10 protein-coding genes are annotated in these 9,786 nt (G+C 71.7%); 1 reads left to right on the forward strand and 9 read right to left on the reverse strand.

The window, feature by feature from the left end; genetic code table 11:
* Nucleotides 1-103: 103 nt before the first annotated feature.
* Nucleotides 104-514, reverse strand: a complete 411-nt coding sequence (locus ABZ664_RS30570; protein WP_362517284.1) for a nuclear transport factor 2 family protein — start codon at nt 512-514, stop codon at nt 104-106.
* A gap of 57 nt (nt 515-571) precedes the next feature.
* Here ABZ664_RS30570 and ABZ664_RS30575 point away from each other — a divergent pair, with 57 nt between their 5' ends.
* Complete coding sequence (locus ABZ664_RS30575) at nt 572-1,168, forward strand: ABATE domain-containing protein (protein ID WP_362517287.1); 597 nt, start codon at nt 572-574, stop codon at nt 1,166-1,168.
* A gap of 70 nt (nt 1,169-1,238) precedes the next feature.
* Here ABZ664_RS30575 and ABZ664_RS30580 read toward each other — a convergent pair whose 3' ends face one another.
* The 8 genes from ABZ664_RS30580 to ABZ664_RS30615 all read right to left on the reverse strand — a co-directional run bounded on the left by ABZ664_RS30580 (nt 1,239) and on the right by ABZ664_RS30615 (nt 9,625).
* Nucleotides 1,239-2,615 (reverse strand): nucleotide pyrophosphatase/phosphodiesterase family protein, encoded by a 1,377-nt coding sequence (locus ABZ664_RS30580; RefSeq protein ID WP_362517292.1) that lies wholly within the window; start codon nt 2,613-2,615, stop codon nt 1,239-1,241.
* Entirely contained in the window at nt 2,612-3,739 is a 1,128-nt protein-coding gene (eboE, locus tag ABZ664_RS30585; protein ID WP_362517295.1) for a metabolite traffic protein EboE, read from the reverse strand. The genes ABZ664_RS30580 and eboE overlap by 4 nt, the downstream gene beginning before the upstream one ends.
* The gene (locus ABZ664_RS30590) at nt 3,739-4,593 is read right to left on the reverse strand and encodes a TatD family hydrolase (RefSeq protein WP_362517321.1); all 855 of its coding nucleotides are present in this window, start codon (nt 4,591-4,593) and stop codon (nt 3,739-3,741) included. Before ABZ664_RS30590 ends, eboE begins: the two co-directional genes overlap by 1 nt.
* Entirely contained in the window at nt 4,593-5,204 is a 612-nt protein-coding gene (locus ABZ664_RS30595) for an EboA domain-containing protein (RefSeq protein ID WP_362517298.1), read from the reverse strand. The genes ABZ664_RS30590 and ABZ664_RS30595 overlap by 1 nt, the downstream gene beginning before the upstream one ends.
* A complete protein-coding gene (locus ABZ664_RS30600; protein ID WP_362517301.1) occupies nt 5,201-6,106 on the reverse strand; it encodes a sugar phosphate isomerase/epimerase family protein in 906 nt (301 codons plus the stop codon). The genes ABZ664_RS30595 and ABZ664_RS30600 overlap by 4 nt, the downstream gene beginning before the upstream one ends.
* On the reverse strand, nt 6,103-6,996 hold the full coding sequence (locus ABZ664_RS30605) for an SCO3242 family prenyltransferase (protein ID WP_362517304.1): 894 nt from the start codon (nt 6,994-6,996) through the stop codon (nt 6,103-6,105). The genes ABZ664_RS30600 and ABZ664_RS30605 overlap by 4 nt, the downstream gene beginning before the upstream one ends.
* Entirely contained in the window at nt 6,996-8,144 is a 1,149-nt protein-coding gene (locus ABZ664_RS30610) for an inositol-3-phosphate synthase (protein WP_362517307.1), read from the reverse strand. Before ABZ664_RS30610 ends, ABZ664_RS30605 begins: the two co-directional genes overlap by 1 nt.
* 473 nt (nt 8,145-8,617) lie before the next feature.
* Nucleotides 8,618-9,625 carry a sugar phosphate isomerase/epimerase family protein gene (locus tag ABZ664_RS30615; RefSeq protein WP_362517310.1) on the reverse strand — a complete coding sequence of 336 codons (1,008 nt, stop codon included), beginning with the start codon at nt 9,623-9,625 and terminating at the stop codon, nt 8,618-8,620.
* Nucleotides 9,626-9,786 lie beyond the last annotated feature (161 nt).

Below are 9,786 nucleotides of genomic sequence, written 5' to 3' on the forward strand. Positions count from 1 at the left end.
GGCGAGCACGCCCGCGAAGGACAGGGCGTTGATCAGGAAGATCGGGCCGGTGCCGCCCCACGCGAAGACTCGGCTTTCCGATGTCACCGGACAGGGACGGGTCTCACCCGGTGGGGGCCGGGCTGATCTGGAACAGGGCGGCCCTCCACTCGCCGTCGCGGCGGGTCAGCACGGTGGTGGCGAAGACCCTCATGGTCTGCTTGTCGGTGCCGCCGACGAGCACGTCGATCTCCACGGTGACGGTGTGGGCCGCGCTGCCGTCACTCAGGACGATCACCCGGTGGTCGCTCAGATCCGTACGCGTGTACGGGTTGCGGTTCTCGGCGAACCCCTTCAGGATCGCCTCCCGGTCGTCGACGATCCCCCACTGCGACACGCTCAGCGGCGCCTCGGTGAGGAGGCGGTCGTAGAACTCCGCGTCGCCGTTCCTGTTCGCCTCCCAGGCCCGCTCGGACAGTTCGATCAGCTCACGCTCGATCGACTCACGTTCGGCCTGCTCACGCTCGGGGCTCATCGCCGCACTCCCTCTCACTGACACCTGTTTAACCGGTGTCAGTGTTACACTCGACCCATGAACCTGGCAAACGTGATGGAGCTCGGCTCCCGCGGCGGGCAGCGCTTCAGGTTCGACGCCGGCACACTGTGCCTGGAGCTTCTCGTCACCGGAGGTGAGGGAGGGCTGGCGAAGTGGGAGCGGCTGCACACACCCGGCGACCTCGCCGCCTGGATACCGCTCTCCAGGGCGGGCCTCGGCGACCTCGTCCAGGTCTCCGCCGACGACCTCGCCGCGGTCCTCCGCCTGCGCGCCGCCCTCCAGCGGCTCGCCGCGACCGCCGCCTCGGGCTCGCGCGCCTTCTCCGAGGCCGACCTCGCCACGCTGAACGAGGCCGCCGCGGCGGCGCCGCCCATCCCGGTCATCGGCCCCGGCCTGAAGCGTTCCTGGGCCTTGCCCGTCACCGGAACGCAGTTCCTCTCCGCCGCGGCCCGCGACGCCGTCGAGGTGTTCGGCGGGCCGGCCCTCGACCGGATCAGGGTGTGCGACGGCGAGCGCTGCCCGCTGCTCTTTCTCGACACCTCCCGTCCGGGAGCGCGACGCTGGTGCTCGATGGACCGCTGCGGCAACCGCCACAAGCTCCGCACCCGCCGTGACCGCCACCCCGCGAGCTGACGAGAAAGTGGAAAGCGCCGCCCGCCCGGGGGGTGTAAGGCACAGGCGGACGGCGCCGTCGAAGTGCCGCTCAGCGCAGGGAGAGCTGGAGCAGCAGGTCCTTGACCTCGGTGGCGGCGATCCGGTCGCTGGCCACGGACGGATCCGAGCAGAGCAGCACCGGGCCGTCGAGGGGGTTGTCCGGCAGACGACCGTGCGAGCCTCGGATGGCACGGGCGCCCGCGTCGAGGCCGACCACGTTCATCGTGTAGCGCATGCCGGTCTTCTTGCGCAGCAGCGCCATGGCGGCGCGGCGCTTGGCTGCTCCGGGGTCCGCGGGGTCGAAGAACAGTTCCGCCGGGTCGTAGCCGGGCTTGCGGTGGATCTCGACCAGGTTGGCGAAGTCGGGGGCGCGGGTGTCGTCGAGCCAGTAGTAGTAGGTGAACCACGCGTCGGGCTCGGAGACGAGCACCAGCTCCCCCGCCCGGGAGTGTGCCAGCCCGTTCCTCGCCTTGCCCTCCTCGTCGAGCACCTCGGCGACCCCGGGCAGGCCCGCGCAGAGCTTGGCCACGGCCGGGATGTCGGCGGGGTCGGCGACGTAGACGTGGGCCACCTGATGGTCGGCGACGGCGAACGCGCGTGACGTCCAGGGGTCGAGATACTCCATGCCGTCCTGGGTGTAGACCTCAAGCAGGCCCTCGGTCCGCAGCAGCCGGTTGATGTCGACCGGGCGGGAGACGTCGGTGATGCCGTACTCCGACAGTGCCACCACGGTGGTCCCGCGCGCGGCGGCGGCGTCCAGCAGGGGGGCGAGCACGGTGTCGAGCTCGGAGGCGGCGGCGGCCGAGCGCGGGTCGGACGGGCCGAACCTCTGCAGGTCGTAGTCCAGGTGCGGCACGTACGCCAGGGTCAGGTCGGGGTTGTGGTCCTTCATGATCTGCTCGGTGGCGCGGCAGATCCAGGTGGAGGAGGCGATCCCCGCGCCCGGCCCCCAGTAGGTGAACAACGGGAAGGTGCCCAGCTTGCCGGTGAGCTCCTCGTGCAGGCCCGGCGGGTAGGTGTAGCAGTCGGGGTCCTTACGCCCGTCGGCACGGTAGATGGGCCGGGGGGTGACCGTCCAGTCGACGTCGGCGCCCATCGCGTACCACCAGCACACGTTGGCCACGGTGAAGCCCGGCCGCTCGCGGCGGGCGGCGTGCCACAGCTTGTCCCCGCCCACCAGCGCGTTGTGCTGGCGCCACAGGAACACCTCGCCCAGCTCGCGGAAGTACCAGCCGTTGCCGACGACGCCGTGCTCGGTGGGCGCGACGCCGGTGAGGAAGGTCGACTGGGCCGAGCAGGTGACGGCGGGCAGTACGGTGCCGAGTTCGGCCTGGAAGCCGCCGTCGGCGACGGCGCGCAGCCTCGGCATGTGCGCCAGCAGCCTCGGGGTCAGTCCCACCACGTCGAGGACGAGCAACGATGTCATGCTTTCACTCCCAGATCGCGCATCGCGGCGCGGGCGAAGTCAAGCTCGTCGGCGATGCCCGCGGCGAGCCGGTCGGGGGTCTGCGGGCGCAGCGCGGGCGGCAGTACCCCCCAGGTGTAGGTTTCCACGTCGAAGTGGTCGCAGAGCGGCTCGGGACCGCCGACCAGCTCCGCGAGGGCCTCGCGGAGCACCGGCACGGTGGTGCCGAGCGGTGCCTGCGGCGCGACGTGCAGGGGCACGTGGTAGTGGACCCGCCACGGTCCGGGCAGCTTCCGCTCGAACGCCTCGTCGAGGTCGTCGGCCTCGTCGCCGGCCGCGTTTCGGGTCTGGTGCAGGAAGCGCGGCTCGACGTACTCGCGCAGGGTCTCCGGGTCGTCGCTCTCCAGTGCCGCGGAGACCTGGACCTTGACGACGGGCAGTCCCGCCTCGGCGTACCGGCGCAGCGCGTCGGCGGGCCGCTCCCAGGCGCACGCCAGGTGGGCGAGGTCCAGGCAGATGCCGAGCCGGTCGGTGTCGACACCGGACAGAGCACGTACGGCCTGGTCGGTGGTCTCCACCACGCAGCCGGGCTCGGGTTCGAACGCCACCCGGATGACGCGGCCGGTGGCGGACTCGACGGCGGCGAGCCCGCCGGCGAGCTCGTCGAGCCTGCGCATGGCGAGGCGGGACATGTCCTCGTCCCACGGGTCGCGCCAGGCGAGCGGGAGCGTGGAGATCGACCCTCTCGCGGCGTCGTCCGGCAGGAGGGCGGCCAGGACGCGCGCCAGGTCGAGGGTGTAGGAGAGCCGTTCCGGAGTGGTCCAGTCGGGGTGGTAGACCGCCTGCTTGACCACCGGGTCCTGGAACGAGCGGTAGGGGAAGCCGTTGAGCGTCACGACCTCCAGTCCCCGCGCGTCCAGCTCGCGGCGGAACCCGGCCAGCAGCCCGGGGTCGGCGGCGAGCGCGGCGGCGACGGGCGCGGCCAGCCAGAGCCCGAGCCCGAGCACGTCGGCGCCGAGGCGGGCACGGATCGGCACCGCGTAGGTGTCGAGCTGCCCGACGATACCGCCGAGGTCCTCGGCCGGGTGCACGTTGGTGCAGTAGCTCAGGTGCAACGCCCGCCCACCGGGGTGAAGCAGCCGCATCAAGACCCTCCGCGCTTGATGGAGCTGCCCTCGAACGTCGCCTCCCGCGCCCCGGCGACCTCGGAAAGGTCCAGGCGTCCCGACTGGCCGTAGAACTCCACGGGGTTGCGCCAGAGCACCCGGTCGACGTCGTCCTCGCTGAACCCGGCCTCCAGCATCGCCCTTCCGGTCTCCAGGGTGAGCAGCGGGTCGGACACGCCCCAGTCGGCGGCGGAGTTGACCAGCACCCGCTCCAGACCGTGCTCGCGCAGGATCTCCACCATGCGGGGCGGCGACATCTTGGTCTCGGGGTAGATGGAGAAGCCCATCCAGCAGCCCGAGTCGTGCACGATTCCCGCGGTGACCTCGTTGAGGTGGTCGACGGCGACCCGTCCGGGCTCGATGCCCGAGGCGGCGACGACGTCGAGGGTGCGCCGGGTGCCGGCGGCCTTGTCGCGGTGCGGGGTGTGCACGAGCGCGGGCAGCTCGTGCTCGACGGCCATCGCGAGCTGCCGTTCGAAGGCGTCGTCCTCCTCGGGGGTCATCGAGTCGTAACCGATCTCACCGACCGCGACGACCCGGTCCTTCTCCAGGTAGCGCGGGAGCAGGTCCAGCACGGGCCGGCAGCGCGGGTCCCCCGCCTCCTTGGGGTTCAGTGCGATGGTGGCGTGGTGCGCGATGCCGAACTGCCCCGCGCGGTACGGCTCCCAGCCGATCAGCGAGTCGAAGTAGTCGGTGAACGAGCCGGGGTTGGTACGGGGCTGGCCCAGCCAGAAGGCGGGCTCCACGATGGCGAGCACCCCGGCCGCGGCCATTCTGGCGTAGTCGTCGGTGGTGCGTGACGTCATGTGGATGTGCGGGTCGAAGATCCGCATCATGCCTCCTTCTCGCTGGTCAGACGGTCTAGCAGTGCGGTCGCGTCCTCGGGGATGTCGCGTCCGGCGGCGGTGCGTTCCTCGGCGAACGCGGCCAGCATCCCGGCCAGCTCGGCGTCGGCCCGCTCCTCCAGCCGGTCCACGGCGGCGAGCGGCACGCCCATGAACACGCACTTGAGTACCGCCTGCCGCCACATGGTCTGGTCGAGGTGGCGGGCGTACGGGCCGAGTGCGGCGGCCACGAGGCGGGTGTCGTTGGTGCGGATCGCGTCGAGCAGCAGTGGCACCGCCTCCGCGCCGACGGGCAGCATCGGCAGGGCCTTGAGGACGGCGCGCTTCTCGTCGGCGTCGCCGTACCGGTAGAGGTCGGCGGCCTGCCCGGCCGCCTCCTCCGGCGGGAGCGCGGCGAGCAGGACGGCCCTCGCCGCCTCGTCGGCACTCCAGCCGGGCGCGTCCGGCAACGGTGCCCGTCCGGCGCGACGTCCCGCGGCGGCGAAGTGCCGTGTGACACTTCCCGGCTTGGCGGCGACGGTCGCGCGCGCGTCGGCGAGCCACTCCTGGCCGAGCGCCGCCAGCAGGCTGTCCGTCTGGTTACCGGGTTCGGAGGTCATGCGTTCGTCCCTTCGGCGGCGGTACGCAGGAAGTTCAGGGATCGGGCGGCCACCTGGGGCGCGGCGTGCGAGTGGCGGGGCAGCTCGACCGCGACCAGGCCCCGGTAGCCGCAGCCGGCGAGGGCGCGCAGCACGGGCGGGAAGTCGATCTCCCCCTCGCCGAACTCCAGATGCTCGTGCACCCCTCGGCGCATGTCGTCGATCTGCACGTTGACCAGGTGGGCGGCGACGGCCGTGACACAGTCGGGGACCGTCTCGGGTTCGAGGCAGCGGCAGTGGCCGATGTCCAGCGTGATGCCGAACCCCGGCGGTTCGCCGAGTTCGGCGTGCAGCTTGCGCCATCCGGCGATCGTCTCGACGAGCATGCCGGGCTCGGGCTCGAAGCCCAGCGGCACCCCGGCGGCGAAGGCCGTCTCGGCGAGACGGGCGCAGCCGTCGACGAGCCTGGCCCAGGCCGTGGCCTCGTCGACCGTCTCCGGGCGCACGCCCGCCCAGAACGACACCGCCTCGGCTCCCAGGTCGGCGCCTATCGCGACCGCCCGGTTCAGGAAGTCCAGGCGCTTCTCGCGCTCGTCGTGCAGCAGCGTGGGGGCGTGCTTGTGCCAGGGGTCCAGCAGGTAGCGGGCCCCGGTCTCGACGACCACGCCGAGGCCGAGATCGCGCAGCAGGTCGGCGGCGGCCGCGACCCTGCGGGCCAGTCCCTCCTCGTAGGGGTCCAGGTGGTCGTGGTCGAGCGTGAGGGCGACCCCCTGGTAACCGAGGTCCGCGATGACCCGGAGCGCGTCGTCCAACCGGTGGTTGGCGAACCCGTTGGTGCCGTAGCCGAACCTCAGCCCGGCACTCGTCTCAGCGCTCGTCTCTGCGCTCGTCTCTGCGCTCGTCTCGGTGCCACCGGGGCTCATGTGGGAGAGACCTTCCTGGCGAGGGCCCGGCCGAGCGGGACGGCCGCCGCGACCGCGATCCCCTCGCGGGTGGCGCCGCTGCGGGCGACGAGCGCGCCCTGCAGAGCGGGCAGCGCGACGATGCCGGTGCCGACGGCGGCCCGCAGCCGGGAGGCCGAGGGTTCGGCGACCGCCTGAGCCTGGGACATGCCGAACCTGGCGGCGTACCAGCCGGTGAGTCCCGCCTGCACGGCCCGCACCACCCGCGCCGCACGCACGGTCTGCGGAGTGGACGAGGTGTCGCCGCGCCCCAGGGCGGTGGCCACGGCGAGCGCGACGGTGCCGGCCAGGGTCGCCGCGGGCAGGCTCCGGTCCGAGCCGGACACCTCGGCGCGCGACAGCGCGGTGAGCAGGTAGGTGTGGGCTGCGACGGTGAGAGCCGAGGGCAGCGCGTCCGCGACGCTCCGTCCCGGGGTGGCACCCAGCAGCACGTCGAGGCCTCGGCAGAGCGCCATCACCAGCGGTCCCGCCACCGTGTTCTTGGCCACCAGGTCGTACGACCAGACGGCGGCGGCGAGCGGGACGGCGACCGCCAGGGCTCGGCGTCCACCGGAGAGCCCGGCCGCCGCCAGACCCGCGACGGTGAGCCCCGCGGCCACGCCGAGCGCGGCGCCCGGCGACACGCGGCCCGAGGGGATCGGCCGCTCCGGGCGCTCCTCCGCGTCCAGGTGGCGGTCGGCCCAGTCGTTGGCGGCCATTCCCGCCCAGTACAGGCAGACCGAGGAGCACGCCAGTCCGAGGGTCCTACCGCCCAGCACCTGGCCGGCGGCGGCTCCCGCGACGACGTCACCGGGGACGGAGAGGGCGGCGGGGGCGCGCACGAGCTCCGCGAAGTCGCGCGGCGACGGCATCAGACCCGCTCCCCTTCTCCGAGGGTGTCGGCGAACGCGAGCAGCACCCGCCACTGGTCGGCCAGCGCGTGCGGTGCCTCCCCGAGCGGGTCCTTGAAGAAGAAGGCCAGCTCGCCCAGCGGCCCGGTGCGGCCAAGGCGGTGCGCCGCCGCCGTGAGCCTCGCCAGATCCAGAATCAGGGGCGCGGCGAGGGCGGAGTCGCAGCCGTGCCAGCTGAACTCCATGCGCATGGACGTCCCCAGGAACCCTTCGAAGGTGACCAGGTCCCAGGCGGTCTTGAAGTCGCCGATGTCCTCCACGTACTCGATGCGGGTCTCGCCCTGCGGGGTGTAGCCGAGCGTCTCGCCCAGCACCCGCTGCTTGCTGGCGGCCTTGGCGGCGTTGGCCGCGGGGTCGGCGAGGTTGGCGCCGTCTCCCCCGCCGAGGAGGTTCATCCCCGACCAGGTGCGAACCCGGAGGTTGCGCTGGGCGAACATCGGGGCGAGCACCGACTTGACGAGCGTCTCGCCGGTCTTGCCGTCGTGCCCCCCGTACGGCAGTCCCATCAGGTCGGCGAGCCGGTCCAGAGCGGGCAGCCTGGCGCCCGTCGAGGGGGTGAAGTCCAGGTAGGGGCAGCCGGCGCGGAAGGCGGCGTACGCCGTCAGGGCGCTGGGCGGCAGCAGGTCCCGGGAACCCGCCAGCTCGGCCTCCAGCAGCTCCAGGTCGGCGTGCGCCGGACGCGGCTCGAGGGCGGGCTCGGTGGTCGAGACGTTGATGACGACGACCCGTTCCAGATCGTGCCGCAGCCGGAACTCGGTGATGTCTGCGCCGATCAGCTCCGCGGTCGCGGCCTGGTTCTCGGCGACCGGCACCTGCCTCAGGTTCTCCTCGACCCTGGCGAGCTCGTCGCGCAGGGGTTCGAGCAGCCTGGCCGGTACGATCCCGGCTCCGGCCAGCGCGGCCGCCTTCTTCTCCAGCGGGGTCGGCACGATGTCGTGCCCGCCGAACACCAGGTCTCCCAGCCCCGGCAGTCCGGCGCCTCGGAACTGGGGGAGTTCCGTGACGCAGCCCGTCGGCTGGGCGAGACCGGCGCGTACCGCCAGCGCTCCGATGACGCTCGTGACGGCGACGGAGCCTCGTGCTCCTACCAGCCACACTCCCGTACGCATCTGGCCTCCTGTGGTGAGTCGACTCCTGGGGGATGACGATTTTCATCCGCCCGGCCGGGGCCGGACGGCGCCGGTGACATCCGTCGCGGCCGTCCGGTCGGAGGGGATGTCGTCGGCGGGTACTACGTGGTCGTTGGAACGAAGGAGACGACCCCGCGACGGGCCGGATCTTACGGTCCGACCCGCTTGTGCAAGGAATCGTACGTTATGCGGATATTACGGATATATGCCTCAGGGCCATGTGTTTCCGTCAGACCAGCTCAACTCATGAAAACAACTCATGAAATTAAGTCAGGGATTTCTGTCAGAGACATCGGCCGAGGACCCGGGCCGAGAATTACGGCCCGGGCTCCTGTCCGATTCCTGTTCCTCAGAGGTCCGTCCGGGGCTTTCCGTTGCCAAGCCGTCGGCCGGAAGATCCTCTTGGTCGGAAGGCCCCAGGCTCTCGGTCCCGAGACCTGGGGTCGGCCGACTCAGTCGGAGGAGAAAGCGGCGTCGAAGGCGGTGGAGGGCGGGGTGATGGAGTTGAGCTTGCGGATGATCTCCAGGGCGTCGGGGGCGCCGTCCAGGCGGTCCATCCCCGCGTCCTCCCACTCGATGGAGATCGGCCCGTTGTAGCCGATCGCGTTGAGAGCTCGGAAGCAGTCCTCCCAGGGCACGTCGCCGCGCCCGGTGGAGACGAAGTCCCAGCCGCGACGCAGATCCGCCCAGGGCAGGTGGGAGGCGAGCCGACCGCGGCGGCCGTCGCCGGTACGGACCTTGGCGTCCTTGCAGTCGACGTGGTAGATGCGGTCGGCGAAGTCCAGGATGAAGGCGACCGGGTCGATCTCCTGCCAGACCATGTGGGAGGGGTCCCAGTTGAGGCCGAACGCGGGGCGGTGGCCGATGGCCTCCAGGGTGCGCACGGTGGTGTGGTAGTCGTAGGCGATCTCGCTGGGGTGGACCTCGTGGGCGAAGCGGACGCCGACCTCGTCGAAGACGTCGAGGATGGGGTTCCAGCGGTCGGCGAAGTCGGCGTATCCGTCTTCGATCATCTGGGGCGGGACCGGGGGGAACATGGCCACGGTGTGCCAGATGGAGGAGCCGGTGAAGCCGACCACGGTGTCGACGCCGAGCTTGGCGGCGGCGCGGGCGGTGTTCTTGATCTCCTCGGCGGCGTTGCGGCGGACCTGCTCGGGATCGCCGTTGCCCCAGATGCGGGCGGGCAGGATGCCCTGGTGGCGAGCGTCGATGGGGCTGTCGCAGACGGCCTGGCCGACGAGGTGGTTGGAGATGGTGTAGACGCTCAGGTTGTGCTTGGCGAGCATCTCCTGCTTGCGGGGAATGTAGTCGTCGTCGCTGAGGGCTTTGTCGACCTCGAAGTGGTCGCCCCAGCAGGCGATCTCCAAGCCGTCGTACCCCCAGCCCGAGGCGAGACGGCAGACCTCCTCGAACGGCAGGTCGGCCCACTGGCCGGTGAACAAGGTGATCGGCCTGCTCATATTCCCTCCACAGATGTAAGGCGGCTCTGGTCGGCGGCGCTGCGCTCGACCGCGGCCAGCACGCGTTGGACGTTCAACCCGTCGTCGAACGACGGAGCCGGGGCGACACCGGAGGTGATCGCCTCGACGAAGTCCTTCACCTCGTGGGTGAAGGTGTGCTC

This window comes from Streptosporangium sp. NPDC006930 (assembly GCF_040635605.1).
GTDB lineage: Bacteria > Actinomycetota > Actinomycetes > Streptosporangiales > Streptosporangiaceae > Streptosporangium.

Coding starts and splice junctions, on each gene's coding strand:
- eboE (WP_362517295.1), bottom strand. CDS start 3,739: ATGCGGCTGCTTCACCCCGGTGGGCGGGCGTTGCACCTGAGCTACTGC.
- ABZ664_RS30615 (WP_362517310.1), bottom strand. CDS start 9,625: ATGAGCAGGCCGATCACCTTGTTCACCGGCCAGTGGGCCGACCTGCCG.
- ABZ664_RS30605 (WP_362517304.1), bottom strand. CDS start 6,996: ATGCCGTCGCCGCGCGACTTCGCGGAGCTCGTGCGCGCCCCCGCCGCC.
- ABZ664_RS30595 (WP_362517298.1), bottom strand. CDS start 5,204: ATGACCTCCGAACCCGGTAACCAGACGGACAGCCTGCTGGCGGCGCTC.
- ABZ664_RS30580 (WP_362517292.1), bottom strand. CDS start 2,615: ATGACATCGTTGCTCGTCCTCGACGTGGTGGGACTGACCCCGAGGCTG.
- ABZ664_RS30600 (WP_362517301.1), bottom strand. CDS start 6,106: ATGAGCCCCGGTGGCACCGAGACGAGCGCAGAGACGAGCGCAGAGACG.
- ABZ664_RS30570 (WP_362517284.1), bottom strand. CDS start 514: ATGAGCCCCGAGCGTGAGCAGGCCGAACGTGAGTCGATCGAGCGTGAG.
- ABZ664_RS30590 (WP_362517321.1), bottom strand. CDS start 4,593: ATGCGGATCTTCGACCCGCACATCCACATGACGTCACGCACCACCGAC.
- ABZ664_RS30575 (WP_362517287.1), top strand. CDS start 572: ATGAACCTGGCAAACGTGATGGAGCTCGGCTCCCGCGGCGGGCAGCGC.
- ABZ664_RS30610 (WP_362517307.1), bottom strand. CDS start 8,144: ATGCGTACGGGAGTGTGGCTGGTAGGAGCACGAGGCTCCGTCGCCGTC.